Origin of the sequence: Novosphingobium tardum (genome assembly GCF_042652045.1) — a bacterium.
Taxonomy (GTDB): domain Bacteria; phylum Pseudomonadota; class Alphaproteobacteria; order Sphingomonadales; family Sphingomonadaceae; genus Novosphingobium; species Novosphingobium tardum.
On the sequence record NZ_JBHSDR010000006.1, the window covers coordinates 872,205 to 885,375 of the forward strand.

The 13,171-nt window shown below is 67.0% G+C and carries 11 protein-coding genes; 7 read left to right on the forward strand and 4 right to left on the reverse strand.

Translation table 11 applies throughout. The features are described 5' to 3' along the window. The first annotated feature begins 7 nt into the window (after positions 1-7). The 7 genes from ACFO0A_RS12205 (at position 8) to ACFO0A_RS12235 (ending at position 8,472) form a co-directional block, all read left to right on the forward strand. The gene (locus ACFO0A_RS12205) at positions 8-991 is read left to right on the forward strand and encodes an enoyl-CoA hydratase/isomerase family protein (protein ID WP_379539282.1); all 984 of its coding nucleotides are present in this window, start codon (positions 8-10) and stop codon (positions 989-991) included. Further along, the gene (locus ACFO0A_RS12210; protein ID WP_379539283.1) at positions 988-1,965 is read left to right on the forward strand and encodes a CoA transferase; all 978 of its coding nucleotides are present in this window, start codon (positions 988-990) and stop codon (positions 1,963-1,965) included. The genes ACFO0A_RS12205 and ACFO0A_RS12210 overlap by 4 nt, the downstream gene beginning before the upstream one ends. Next, the gene (locus tag ACFO0A_RS12215) at positions 1,958-3,298 is read left to right on the forward strand and encodes an amidohydrolase family protein (RefSeq protein ID WP_379539284.1); all 1,341 of its coding nucleotides are present in this window, start codon (positions 1,958-1,960) and stop codon (positions 3,296-3,298) included. Before ACFO0A_RS12210 ends, ACFO0A_RS12215 begins: the two co-directional genes overlap by 8 nt. A gap of 122 nt (positions 3,299-3,420) precedes the next feature. Next, the gene (locus ACFO0A_RS12220) at positions 3,421-4,737 is read left to right on the forward strand and encodes an amidohydrolase family protein (protein ID WP_379539285.1); all 1,317 of its coding nucleotides are present in this window, start codon (positions 3,421-3,423) and stop codon (positions 4,735-4,737) included. Continuing rightward, positions 4,734-6,023: a cytochrome P450 gene (locus ACFO0A_RS12225; RefSeq protein WP_379539286.1), complete on the forward strand. Its 1,290-nt coding sequence runs from the start codon at positions 4,734-4,736 to the stop codon at positions 6,021-6,023. Before ACFO0A_RS12220 ends, ACFO0A_RS12225 begins: the two co-directional genes overlap by 4 nt. After that, on the forward strand, positions 6,023-7,087 hold the full coding sequence (locus tag ACFO0A_RS12230; protein ID WP_379539287.1) for a DUF7065 domain-containing protein: 1,065 nt from the start codon (positions 6,023-6,025) through the stop codon (positions 7,085-7,087). Before ACFO0A_RS12225 ends, ACFO0A_RS12230 begins: the two co-directional genes overlap by 1 nt. Beyond that, positions 7,084-8,472, forward strand: a complete 1,389-nt coding sequence (locus ACFO0A_RS12235) for a phosphotransferase family protein (protein WP_379539288.1) — start codon at positions 7,084-7,086, stop codon at positions 8,470-8,472. The genes ACFO0A_RS12230 and ACFO0A_RS12235 overlap by 4 nt, the downstream gene beginning before the upstream one ends. Here the strand turns inward: ACFO0A_RS12235 and ACFO0A_RS12240 are convergent, their stop codons facing one another. The 4 genes from ACFO0A_RS12240 to ACFO0A_RS12255 form a co-directional block, all read right to left on the reverse strand. Beyond that, positions 8,473-10,674 (reverse strand): CaiB/BaiF CoA-transferase family protein, encoded by a 2,202-nt coding sequence (locus ACFO0A_RS12240; protein WP_379539289.1) that lies wholly within the window; start codon positions 10,672-10,674, stop codon positions 8,473-8,475. 4 nt (positions 10,675-10,678) lie between these two features. Beyond that, complete coding sequence (locus ACFO0A_RS12245) at positions 10,679-11,107, reverse strand: Zn-ribbon domain-containing OB-fold protein (RefSeq protein WP_379539290.1); 429 nt, start codon at positions 11,105-11,107, stop codon at positions 10,679-10,681. Then, a complete protein-coding gene (locus ACFO0A_RS12250) occupies positions 11,104-12,324 on the reverse strand; it encodes a thiolase C-terminal domain-containing protein (RefSeq protein WP_379539291.1) in 1,221 nt (406 codons plus the stop codon). Before ACFO0A_RS12250 ends, ACFO0A_RS12245 begins: the two co-directional genes overlap by 4 nt. Before the next feature lie 64 nt (positions 12,325-12,388). After that, positions 12,389-13,084 (reverse strand): FadR/GntR family transcriptional regulator, encoded by a 696-nt coding sequence (locus ACFO0A_RS12255; protein WP_379539292.1) that lies wholly within the window; start codon positions 13,082-13,084, stop codon positions 12,389-12,391. Positions 13,085-13,171: the final 87 nt, after the last annotated feature.

Consider the following 13,171-nt stretch of genomic DNA (forward strand, 5'->3'; position numbering starts at 1 on the left):
CGGCCAGGTGGACGGCATCGATTTCCTCTCGACCGATCGCTACTCGGCACTGGGCGATTGCCCCGTCATCGTCGTGCCTGCGGCAGACTGGCGGGCGCCCGCCTCGCCTGTCCAGGCGGTCGTGATCGGGATTGATGCCGCCGGCACCCTTCCACCGATCGAACCGGATTGCTTCGACATTCTGCTGACGAGCGCCTCGGACGCCGGGGCGCCATGGGTCTGCGTGCCGCCGGACCGGATCGAGGAGGCGGCGGATGCGCTCGCCCAGGCCGTCCGCGCCAACCCGGTGGCCGCGACGGTTCTTGCCGGGGTCGTGCGAGCAACCGCGGGGATTCCTGCCAATTCGGCCATCGCTGTAGAATCGATGGCTTACTCCGCCTTGCTGGGCGGCGCCGAGTTTCGCCGCTGGCGCGAGCGGAGCGTGCTGCCGCCCGCGGCAACGGGCGTAGGCAAGGTCTCGTGTGCCTATGATGAGGACGGCGTCGTTTTGTCGCTTGCCTCGCCTGAAACGCGCAACGCCATGACCGCGGCGATGCGAGACGCGCTCTACGAGGCGCTTGCCAACACGCTGGACGATCCTACCCGCCCGTTCGTGACCGTGCGCGGCGCCGGGCGGTGCTTTTCCAGCGGGGGCGACCTTGGCGAGTTCGGAACGGCGACGGACCTGTCGCTCGCGCACGTGATCCGGACCGCGCGAAGCTGCGCCGGCGCGCTGATGGCTCTGGGCGAGCGCGCCACTGTCGAATTCCATGGCGCCAGCATCGGTTCGGGTCTCGAGATCGGAGCGGCCGCCGCGCGGCGGATCGCGCGGCGCGGCGCCTGGTTCCAGCTTCCCGAACTGCGCATGGGTCTGATCCCCGGCGCGGGCGGGACCGTGACTCTCCCTCGCGCCGTCGGACGCCACCGCACGATGTGGCTCGCGTTGTCCGGTCGGCGCATCGGGGCCGAACAGGCGCTTGCCTGGGGCCTGGTGCGTGAGGTCCGCGAATGAATCCCGGCATCGGCGAACGCGCCGCGGTCGGCCTGTGCGCCGAATTGTCCGGAGCGGCAGCCGACTTCGGCGCGTCTCTCGATCTGGACGGGGCGAAGCTTCTCGAACGCGCGACGCCTGTTCCCCTCGCCGCGCCGGGCATCTGGTCGCCCAACCGGCACTGCAGAATGGTCGAAGCCGGCGACGGCTGGCTGGCGGTCAACCTGGCGCGCGACGAGGATCGCAGGGCGGTTCCGGCCTGGCTGGAAGGTCCGCTCGAGTCTGACACTTGGGACACGGTAATCGACGGGTGCCGAAGCAGGGCGGTGGCCGAAATGTTGGAATCCGCTATTCTTCTGGGCCTGCCAGTGTCCACCGTTGGCGAACGCAAGGAGCCGGGGCCGACCGCGCACGGAATGCGTGTGGTCAGGCGCGACGGCGGCTTGCGCGGGGTCGATCTGTCGGCACTTTGGGCAGGCCCGCTGTGCGGCGCACTGCTCGCCCGCTGCGGCATTGCGTTCGACAAAGTCGAGGCCCCGGGGCGTCCGGACCCGACCGCCGGCGACGCCTCGCTCAACGGCGCCAAGCGGCGCCGAACGCTGGAGCTCGACAGCCCTGAACTGTTGGACCTGATCGCCGCAGCCAACATCCTCATTACCTCCAGCCGCCCGCTGGCGCTCGCCCGCAAGGGAATGGACGAGACCGCCCTGCGCGCGCTCAACCCCGGCCTTCTGTGGATCGCGATCACGGCGCATGGCTGGCACGGCCCTGAGGCTTGGCGGGTGGGGTTCGGTGACGATTGCGCCGCCGCGGGCGGACTCGTGTCCTGGAACGGCGCGCAGCCGAACTTCGCTGGAGATGCGCTCGCCGATCCGCTGACGGGCATAGCCGCGGCCACAGCGGCGCTCGGCACGCTTGCGGGAGGATACGCAGGTTTGCTCGACATCTCGCTGGCGGGAACCGCGGCGGACGCCGCGGCGCGCTTCGGTGGCTGATACGATCGTCATCCGCGATGCTTGGACCATCGACGGTGCGCCGCAATCGCTGAGGATCGAAGACGGCATGATCGTTGCGGCGCGAGCCGATATCGAGCCCGCCGGCCGGACGATCGACGCGGGTGGGCGGGTCATTCATCCCGGACTTGCCGACCATCACATCCACCTGTTCGCGGCGGCCGCACGGCTTCGCTCGGTCGATCTTTCCGGCTGCTTGAGCGCCTCCGACATTCGCTCTCGCCTAGGGTCCGCTCCGCCGGGACCGATCCGGGCGATCGGTTATGACGAGCGCTGCGCCGGGCTGCCCGATCGCCAGGCTCTGGACCGCTGGGTCGGCGACCGGCCGCTGCGGATCCAGGACCGGACGGGTGCGCTATGGCTGCTCAACAGCGCGGCCGTCGGCACCCTCGGCGCCGGCCCCTTCCCTGGCGGAGTGGAGATCGCATCGGACGGAACGCCCACCGGGCGAATCCGCCGGGAGGACCGCTGGCTGAGGGAAAGGCTTGGAGGATCGGCACCGGACCTCGCGCCGCTGAGCCGCGCCCTGGCGGAATGGGGCCTCACCGAGGTAACCGATGCCGGACCGCACAACGGTCCCGACGAGGCCGCGCTGCTTGAGTCCGCCATTCAGCGCGGGGAACTGCTGCAGGATCTGATCCTGATGGGCGATGAGACGCTGCCGGAATCCCGGCTCTATCGCCGCGGCCCGCTGAAGCTGCATTACGATGAGGCAACCCTGCCCGATCCGGCCGCCGTGGCCCGGCGCGTCCGGGCCGCGCGCGCCGCCGGACGCGGCGTCGCCGCGCATTGCGTGACCATATCCGAACTTCTCCTTTACCTTGCCGCCCTCGACGAAGCGGGCGGAGTCGTGCGCGGCGACCGGATCGAGCATGGCGGGATGATCCCGCAAAGCCTGCTCCCCGATATCGCGCAAGCTGGGCTGACGGTGGTGAGCAACCCCGGCTTCGTGCGCACCCGGGGGGACCGGTACCGCGCGACGATCGCGGTGGATGACCAGCCTGACCTTTACCGGCTTGCATCGCTCGAGAGGTGCTCGATCCCGCTCCTTGCCGGATCGGATGCGCCCTATGGATTCCCCGACCCCTGGCTCGCCATCCGTGCCGCTGTCGACCGGCGGACGGACGAAGGTGCGGTGCTCGGGCCGGGGGAGGCGCTGTCCCCCACGGCAGCGCTGGACCTCTACCGAAGCGGGCGAACGCTTGTACCGGGTTCGCCGGCGAACCTCGTGCTGCTGGAAGCGGACTGGGCGATCGCCGCGGGATCGCCCGTCACCCTCACCATGATTGGCGGCAGGGTGATTTTCCAGCGCTGACCGGCCGAGAAAGTGCTTGCCCTAGACGCAGCGATCAATAAACTGACGAACCGTCAAGTTTGAGAAATTGACCCGACCGAATCGGCAGTGAACCGATCCGGCAGCGCGCGAGGAGAGCGGCGATGCAGATGGAAGACATGGTCATCATCAGCGTGGACGACCACGCGGTCGAGCCGCCCGAGGCATTCGTCCGCCACTATCCCGAAGGCAAGAAGGACCGCGCGCCGCGCATCATCGACAAGAATGGCCAGGACGTCTGGCTGTGGAACGACAAGGTCTATCCGACCATCGGCCTCAACGCCGTGGTCGGTCGCCCCCGCTCCGAATACGGGATGGAGCCCACCCGGTTCGAGCAGCTGCGCCCCGGCTGTTTCGACGCAGCCGCGCGGGTCGACGACATGAACGCCAACGGTGTTCTCGGCTCGCTGAACTTTCCGACGATGCCATCTTTCGCGGGCGGCGTGTTCGTGGGCGCAGCCGCGGCCGGCGCCAAGGACGAAGCGCTGATGGCGACGCGCGCGTGGAACGATTGGCACGTCCAGGAATGGTGCGCCTCGGCGCCCGGGCGATTCATCCCGATGTGCCTGGTGCCGATGTGGGACATGGACGCCACGCTTGCCGAATTGAAGCGCATGAGCGACCTTGGGGTCCATGCGGTTTCCTTCTCGGACAACCCCGCCAACATTGGGCTGCCGAGCATCCACAACGAATACTGGGAGCCGTTCTGGAAGGCCTGCAGCGACTATCGCATCGTGATCAACTGCCACATCGGCACCGGCGCCCGGGCGCTTCACCCTTCGTCCGAAAGCCCGATCGACGCCTGGATCACGGCGATGCCGATCTCCATCGCCAATTCGGCCGCTGACTGGACCTTCGCCACGTTCTGGAAACGCTACCCCGACCTGCGCATGGCGCTGTCCGAGGGCGGGATCGGGTGGATTCCCTATTTCCTCGAGCGGGCCGACTTCACCTACGAACACCACCACGAATGGACGTTCAGCGACTTTGCGGGCGAGCGGCCGTCCGACCTGTTCAAGCGGCACGTGATCTGCTGCTTCATCGACGACCAGTTCGGGGTGAAGAACCTCGAATACATGAACACCGACATGGTCGCATACGAATGCGACTATCCCCATTCGGATACCGTCTGGCCCAACGTGCCGGAATATCTGTGGGCTTCGGTCAACGGGCTCGATCCCGCGATCATCAATAAGATCACGCACGCCAACGTCATGCGCGAATACAGCTTCGATGCCTTCGCGCTCAACGGCGGGCGCGAGAATTGCACGGTCGGGCACCTGCGCGAACTGGGCAAGGACGTCGACGTCAGTCCCCGGGTGGGCCTTGGCGGCCTCAAGACCGAGAGCATGGACCTGATCGGCAAGTCACGTCGCCCCGTGACCTCGGGCGAAATCGAAAAAATGTTCGCCTCGGCATGAGCGAGGCCGCCGTTTCGACGCGGACGCCGGGCCAATGCCCGGTCGCCCGCGCGCCCGCCGATGCCCCTGCGGCTCCCGCGCACGTTCCGCCCGAGCTGGTGCTCGATACGCGTTTCGCCAACGGCCACACCGCCAACGACCTGCCCGATCCTTACACGCCCGCAGACGTGCTGCGCGATCCGGCAATGCCGCGGATCCACTATTTCCCGTGGCCGACGAGCGGCAACCAGCATGGCGCGTGGGTGGTGACGCACTACGATGACATCCGCCGCCTATACGAGGACAACGACCTGTTCTCGACCGAGGGGGTGGCGCAGTTCCAGGCCCTGGCGGGCGAGACATGGCCATCGATTCCGCTGGGGATCGATCCGCCCGATCACGCGCGCTACCGCAGGTTCCTCAACCCGTGGTTCACGCCGGTCGCGATGAAGGCGATGGAGCCGCGCATCCGCGCGATCATCGGCAGCATGATCGACGAATTCGCCGCCAAGGGCGAAGTCGACATCGCCTATGACTTCGGCCGCGTGTTCCCGGTCAAGGTGTTCCTCGACCTGATGGGCTTCCCCTTCGCGATGTTCGACCAGTTTCTCGCATGGGAATGGGATATCCTTCACGAGCCCGAGATCGCGACGAAAGCCGCGGCGGTCCGGGGCATCCTTGGCTACCTGCGCTCGTTCATCGCACAAAAGAAGGCGGCGCCGGACGAGACCCTGGGCAGCTACATCGCCAACGGCTCGATCGAGGGACAGCCGTTGAGCGACGAGGAAGTGCTGGGCATGACCTGGTTCCTGTGGCTCGGCGGGCTCGACACCGTGGCATCGACTGTCAGCCAGATGTTCCGGCGACTGGCAAAGGACCAGGCGCTGCAGGAGCGCATCCGCGACAATCCGCAAATCATTCCGACCGCAGTGGAGGAATTCCTGCGGGTTCAGCCGCTCGTCAATTCAGGGCGCAAGGTGAAGCGCGACTTCGAATGGCATGGCGTGCACATCAAGGCCGGCGACTGGGTTTCCGCGTTCAATTCGTCCGGCAATTTCGACGAGGCGCAGTTTGCCTGCCCCCACGCGTTCGATCCCGAACGCGCCGCCAACCGCCACTTTACCCTGGCGGGCGGAATCCACCTTTGCCTGGGCGCGCACCTTGCCCGGCGCGAGCTGCGGGTGCTGCTCGACGAATGGTTCCGCCGGATCCCGCAACCCTTCAAGGTGCGGGACGGCGCGGATACGACCGTAATGCCGGGACTGCTCTCGATCAGAAACCTGCCGATTGAGTGGAAAGCTGCCTGATGTCCGATACCCCGGTACTTGCGTTTGGCCCCGAGGACGATTGCTACCACCAGCTTTCCGACGATCCCTATGAAACCGAGACCAACTGGTGGTCGTTCAACATTCCCGAGCGCAAGATCGGTTGCTGGATCCACGCCCCCTATTATCCCAACCGAAAGACCATCACCTGGCGGATCTTCGCGTGGGATGACGAAGGGTACGACCCGGCAAGGATGGCCTATTACCGCAAGGTCGAGGAAGCGGCGATGCCTGACGCCCCCGACCTTCGCGACATCGCCTTTCCCGGCGACAAGGCAGGCCCCGGCTACAGCCTCAAGATGATCGAGCCGGGGATGAAGTATCACCTGCTCTACGAAGATCCGAGTCGCGGGTTCGCGCTCGACTTCACGCATGCCGGCCTGCACCGCCCGCATCGCTTTCCCCCGGGCAAACCGCCGTTCATGCAGACCCCGCACTTCGACCAGCTCGGCCATGTCGAAGGGTGGATGACCTTGCGCGGCGAGCGCATCCGCATCGACGGGATCGGGGTCCGCGACCGCACCTGGGGTCCGCGCGGCGGCCCCTATGCCGCCAGCCCCAAGACTTATGCGAACGACCTTGAACGGGTGAAGCACCCGGGCGGCGCACGCTGGCGCGAGATCGAGCGCGAACGCGGGCGCGGACGCATCCAGTATATCTTCGGGCACCGCGCCGACGGTACCGGGTTCCTCGGCTTTGCCCGCTTGCAGGATGCCGATGCCGACGGGTGGGCGCCGATGAACGCCGGATGGATCCGCCGCGACGGCGAATTCGGCGGGCTGGATGCCTCCAAGTCGCGGATGAAGAGCTGGCGCAACCCGCGCACCGGCTGGTCGACGCACATGGAAGTCGACCTCACCGACGACATGGGCCGCACGATGCGCAGCGAAGGCTTCGTCGTCAGCTCGATGAGCGAGGCGGGCTACGGCGTGAACCAGCTCATGCGCTGGGACATCGACGGGGGCATCGGCTGGGGCGAAGACCAGGACGTCTGGAACGGCAAGCATTTCGTCCGCATGCTCGACGCGCTCAAGTCCGTCCGGTGAAGGAACCCAAGCCAGCCGACCCATCGCTGCTTCCCAACGGCCTGGCGGCAGCGGTGGAAGCCCAGACGGGAGCGGCGATCACCGCGATAACCCCGCGCGGCGGGGGCGGCGCGTCGCGGGAAGGCGCGGAACTCGAACTCGCCTGGCCCGACGGCCGCCGCCAGCGCGCCTACATGAACTACGACGTGCTGCGCGCCGGTGCTGGCGACGATGCCGCGTTCCTGCGCGAGGCTGCGATCGTGCGCGCGCTGTCCGGCCCGCTCGCCGGCGCCGGCGTCCGCGTTGCGCCGTTCATCGCAGCCTTGCCCGACCGGCGCGCGCTGCTGGGCGGCTTCGTGGGCGGCGAGGCCAATTTCAACAAGCTGGCCACGCCCGACGAAAGAATGGCGGTCGCGACTGATTTCATGGGCCAGCTCGCCCGCCTGCACCGCATCGATCCCGTCGCGACGCCGATCGAAGGCATGGGCCCTATCGAGCCGATCGGCGAACTCATCGCGCGCCGGATCGCGTTGCTGGGCTCACGCAACGGGGGCGATGCCTGGGATCCCCTCCAGCACCTCGTTCTGGCCTGGCTCGAACAGAATATTCCTGACACGGAGTTTGCGCCCGTCATCGTTCACGGCGATGCGGGGCCGGCAAACTTCCTATTCAAGGATGGCAAGGTCACGATCCTCCTGGACTGGGAACTCGTCCACTACGGCGACCCGATGGCCGATCTTGCGATGCTGGCGCTGCGGATGCTGTTCCAGCCGTTCGTACCGCTGCCCCATGCCTTCCGGGCCTATGAGGCTGCCGGCGGTCATCCCATCGACCTGAAGCGGCTGCGCTACTGGCGGCTGCTGTTCCAGGCCGGGTTCGCGGGGCGCGGCAAGCAACTCGACCCCGATGCTCCGCCGCCGCCCAACCTGGGCATGAACATGGTCTATTCGGCGATCCACCGCCGCGTGCTGAGCGAGGCGCTGGCCGAGGCCGCGGGAGTTTCTCTGCCGCCCGTCGCTCTTCCCGACGCACCTCCCGGGCCGCGCGAACGCAGCTTCGCCATCGCGCTCGACGACCTGCGCGACGTGATCGTGCCGCGCAGTGGCGACCAGCAGGCGGCGGTGAAGGCCAAGGGAATGGCTCGCCTCGTGAAATGGTGGCGCGACTGCGAGCGTTACGAGGCCGGATACCTCGAGGCCGAACGCACGGAGATCGCTGCGGCCCTGGGCGGCGATTACGCCACCCATGCCGAGGCGTGGACCGCCTACTGCCAGGCGGTACGCACGGGCGCGATAGATATCGCTGTCGCAATCCGCATCGCAAATGCCCACGTCACGCGCGAGGCGGCGCTCATGGCCGACGCGATGGGCGCGCTGGCGAAAGTGGGTTTCGCTCCGCTGGAATGATCAGCCGATAATCTTGTCGGCGCGGAATGCCGCGATCTCGTCGTCCGAAAAGCCTATCTCGCGCATGATCTCGTCGGTATGTTCGCCGATGGTCGGGCAGGCCCGCTCGATCGCCAATGGCGTTTCGCCGAAGTCCCAGAACTCGCCCGGCTGCTCCACCGTGCCATAGACAGGGTGCGGGAGCCGCGAGACGAGCCCGTTCTCGACATTCCGGGGATCGTCGAAGAACCGGTTCATCGCGTCCTCGAACACCACGCGGTCACAAGGAACGCCTTGCTCCTCCATCGCTGCGACAAGGCCCCCCGCGGTGAAGTCCGCGGCCTTTGCGGCAAAGTCGGCCTCGACATTGCCGAACACGTTGCGCACGCCGGCGCGCGCGGCATCGTCGTGCGCGGCGATGGCAACCCAGCCGTCGCTCGCCTCGAAGATCCGGTGATAGGGGCCGAACCCGGTCTGGTCGGCGGTCAGGTGATAGGTCTCGCTCATCGATCCATCGGGCAGGATCAGCCGCTCGCCCTGCGAAAACGCCGCCGCGCCCAGCAGCGAGGTCTGCACCCCGTGCGCTTCGCCGTGCGCGCGCAGGGCGTAGAGCGAGGCCATGATCGAAACGAGGCAGCTCTGGGCCGAATGGACATCCATTGTGCCGGGCCGGTTGAACACCGGGCGGTTGCCTTCGCCCGCGTTTTCGAATTCCCACCCCGCGATGGCGTTGAAGATGGAATCGTATCCCGGCCAGTTGCCGCGGGTGCCTCTTTGGCCATAGGCACTGACATAGGAGTAGGCGATCTGCGGATTGTATTTGCGCACGTCCGCCTCCCCCAGCCCCAGCTTTGTCGCGCCCTTAAAACGCATGTTGTGGTGCAGGACCTCCGCCCACTTCACCAAGCGTTCGAGGATGGGCTGCGCTTCGGGGCGTGTGAGGTCTAGCGCGATCGAGCGCTTCGACCGCGCCGCGGCCTGGAAGTAGCGATGCATGAACCGCAGCCGGTCGCCGGTCAGTGCCTCGACCTTGATCACGTCGGCGCCCATGTCGCCCATCATCGAGGGCCCCATCGGTCCTGCGAGGAACATGCCGAGATCCAGCACCCGCACGCCTTCGAGCGGGTGAGCCGGGGTGCCGTCATCCCCCAGTGGGGCGCGCGGCTTGCGCCACGCCGCGTCCCCGCCCTCGCCCAGCCTGGGCGCGGGGCGCCCCAGCGGCAGCGGCGCGTCGGTATGGAACGGGACATTGGGCTGGATCGTCCGGCCGAGGTCGGGATCGTCGACCTCGATGACGTAGCCGTTGGCGACCACCTCGGGATGGCGCAGCATCTCGCCCATCGGATAAGCCGGCTCGACCGCGATGTCCTGCGCCCGCAAGTCCGCCAGCCAGGATTCGATCGGGCGGCGGCGAAAGGCCTCGGCCACGCCCTCCGGCGTATCGATATCGACGCCCTCGGCCATCACTTCCCACATCGTGGGCATGGTGGCGTAGTCGAACTGTTGGGTGGGATCCATGATCTGGAGCCAGTCCCCGCCCTGGCATTCCCAGAGCTGGTTGGCCGCGGGACGCGCGGCAAGCGGATAAGTGGGCGGATTGGGCATCGGACCTTGCGAATTGCGCGCCCACACCAACGGAATCTTGGCGAGGAAGCCCTGCATGATCGAGGTGTGCGCCGCTCCGCCTCGCCCCGATCGCAGACGCATCACGATCCGCGCCAGGATGCCCGCGACCGCAAGGTGGGCCGCGCTCCAGCTTCCCATTCGGTAGCGGTAGACGATCGGGCCGGGCCGATGGCCATCGTTTTCGTAAAGGACGCCCAGGCGCGCGGCGACGAGCAGCTCGTCGTCGGATCGCTCGACATCGGGATGGTCGTGCGGCGATCCGGTGACGGCGCAGACGACGAGATGGGGGAACAGCTTGCCCAGCGTCTCATCGTCGAGGCCCAAGGCCGCTGCCAGCTTGGGCGAGAACTGGTGGAGAAGGACGTCCGCATCGGCGAGCCGCGAGCGCAGGTCGCCACGACCTTCTTCGCTCGCAAGATCGCAGACCATGCTGCGCTTGCCGCGGTTCCAGTTGGCAAAAGGCGCGGTGCCGCGCGCCGGGTCGCCGCCGGGACGCTCGACCTTGAGCACGTCGGCGCCAAGCTCGCCCAACATCAGACCGGCGACCTGGACCGCCATCCCCTCGCCGATCTCGACGATCCGCAGGTCGTCCAGCATGGCCTCAGGCCTTGCGGAAGTTGGGCAGGACCCAGCCATCCTGGATCGGCGTCCAGTCGACCGTGACCTTCATGCCGATGGTCACGTCCTCGGCATCGCAGCCGGTGACATTGGCGTTGAGGCGCGTACCGGGCGCCTCGTCGAGATCGACGACGATGGGCACGTAGACATAGTCCTCGCCGGTCTTGGGGTTCTTGTTGCAGATCGCGTAGCTGAACACGGTCCCGGTGCCCGGAAGCGTCGGCCAGCGCTTCTCTGCCGACTGGCATTCCGGACAATAAGGCGATGGCGGCATCCGGAAATGCCCGCATGCCGCGCATTGGCACGCGGTCAGCCGGTGGTTCTTGGCCGCTTCCCAGAACGGTTCGGTGTCCGGATTGGTAGTAATCTGGATCTGTTCGCCAGGGAGCGCGCGCGCGGGGCCGTAGGTCATGCTGCTTTCCTCAGGATCATGCCGGAAACGGGGAGCGAGGCCGGGCCGCCGCTGACGAGCGCGAATTCAGCGTCCTTGACCTGGTTGATCGCGGTGCCACGAACCTGCTCCACCCCCTCCACGATATGGGTCATGCCGATGATGTACGCTTCGTTGAGGTTGCCGCCGTGGGTGTTGACGGGGACGCCGCCGTTCACGCCTCGGCCTGTCGCCGCATCATAGCGGACCCGCCCGCCGAGAACGTAGTCGCTCCCCTCGCCCTTCGCGCAGAAACCGTAATCCTCGAGCTGCATCAGGACCATGGGGCTGAAGTGATCGTAGATCAGCGCCACGTCCATGTCCTTGGCGGAAAGGCCGGTCTGGTCCCAGATGCGGTCGGCAACGAACTTGTGGCCCGACGACGCGAAGTGGGGATCGGGCATGCCCATCCAGGCGAAGGCGCGGCCCCATTCGCGCTGGCCGCCGTGAGCCACGCCGTGCACCACTGCAGGTTTGTGCCTGCAGTCCTTTGCGCGATCCATCGTGGTGGTGACCACCGCAACCGCGCCATCGGTTTCGAGGCAGAAGTCGAGCCGGCGCAGCGGATCCGCCAGCATCGGCGATTTCTGGTATTCCTCGTCGCTCAAGGGGTTCTTGCGGATCGCCTTGGGCCGGTTGTACGCGTTCGCTCGCGTTCCCTGGACGATCTCCTGGAAGGCTTCGGGCTTCGTGCCGTAGAGATGCATGTGGCGCCGGGCGAGGACCGACATAAGGTGCCCCGGCCCGACGAGCCCGGAGGGCTGGAGAAAGCTGTTCTCGGGGCTCGGCGCCGAGGCCCCGAAGACCACGCCGAGGCGGTGCTGGGGAAGCTGCTGAAGCGCCATCAGGGTAATCGTGTAGGTACAATCCTCGTTCATCAGGCCCGCCGTGGCGAGGCCGATGGCGCCGGGGCATCCGCCCCCGCCCGAAGTCAGCGTCGCCGAAAAGCCGACGTGCGGGATCCCCAGCGTCTCCATCAGGCTCGCGGTGTCGAACTTGTCGAGATAGCCGGCGCCGGCCGTCGAGTAATAGGCGATGCCGTCGATCTGCTTCACGCTGATTCCGGCATCGGCGCAGGCGGCGAGAATCGCTTCGCCGGCCATGTCGTTGATCGTGCGCGGCCAGCTCTTGCCGCGCATGTAATAGTCGGTCGCACCCACGCCGACGATGGCGCACTTGTCCTGGTTGACCCAGCCCATCAACATATCCTCTCGTGTTCCCACTTATGCAACTAGGTTGGATAGGCCGGCGGCGCAAGCCTCTTCATCCAGAGGCCGGTTCCCGAGCCAGCCACTCGGCGACGAGGGCGGATCTGCGCTGCATCATCAGCCGCGCCACCTCACTATCGTGAGCGAGAACTGCGTCGCAGACGCCCCGCTGCAACGCCCGCGCACGCGCGCGGTCCTCGGCGCTCTGGTAGAAGTGCAGGTGGTGCTCGTCGCGACCGAACGTATAGCCGATCTCGATGAATAGCTTCGCCGCGGGGTTGCCGCTCATCTCGGCGAGCAGCCGGGCAAGCGCGGTCTCGGCCGCAATGACCGAGCCGGGGCTGACGTTCGCGTCGATCGAGTCGCGGAACGCGTCGAGCCGGCCACGCAGCTCTGGATCGGTGCACCGGGCGGCAAGCGCGCCCACCTCCTCGGCAATCGACTTGGTTGCAGCGTGAACATCCGCGACCGTCGCGCCGTTCAGGCGAAGAAAGCGTGCCGGCGCGCGTATCACGTCTTCGGCCTGCGGCCGCTGCGCGAAGAAGCCGCCCCGCGCACCGCGGCGAACCGCGACGAGATGCTCGGCTTCCAGGATGCGCGCCGCCTGCCGCAGCGTCGGCCGGCTGATCCCAAGTTCGGCCAGGAGCGTGTCCTCGCGGCCCAGGAAGTCACCCGGCGCGGCAGCGAGGCTGCGGTCGGCCAGCAGGGACACGGCGCGGTTGACGGCCGAACGGGTGGATTTGTCGCTCATGCCATAATAGATACCTCTTAACGGCAATATGGCAAGACATTTCGAATAATCGTTGATTTTTGACGCGTATCGAGATACCTTTTTGGC

Bases quoted from the DNA above. Each gene is read 5' to 3' on its own strand.
- ACFO0A_RS12210 (WP_379539283.1), top strand. From the start codon at position 988: ATGAATCCCGGCATCGGCGAACGCGCCGCGGTCGGCCTGTGCGCCGAA.
- ACFO0A_RS12220 (WP_379539285.1), top strand. From the start codon at position 3,421: ATGCAGATGGAAGACATGGTCATCATCAGCGTGGACGACCACGCGGTC.
- ACFO0A_RS12225 (WP_379539286.1), top strand. From the start codon at position 4,734: ATGAGCGAGGCCGCCGTTTCGACGCGGACGCCGGGCCAATGCCCGGTC.
- ACFO0A_RS12230 (WP_379539287.1), top strand. From the start codon at position 6,023: ATGTCCGATACCCCGGTACTTGCGTTTGGCCCCGAGGACGATTGCTAC.
- ACFO0A_RS12240 (WP_379539289.1), bottom strand. From the start codon at position 10,674: ATGCTGGACGACCTGCGGATCGTCGAGATCGGCGAGGGGATGGCGGTC.
- ACFO0A_RS12245 (WP_379539290.1), bottom strand. From the start codon at position 11,107: ATGACCTACGGCCCCGCGCGCGCGCTCCCTGGCGAACAGATCCAGATT.
- ACFO0A_RS12250 (WP_379539291.1), bottom strand. From the start codon at position 12,324: ATGGGCTGGGTCAACCAGGACAAGTGCGCCATCGTCGGCGTGGGTGCG.
- ACFO0A_RS12255 (WP_379539292.1), bottom strand. From the start codon at position 13,084: ATGAGCGACAAATCCACCCGTTCGGCCGTCAACCGCGCCGTGTCCCTG.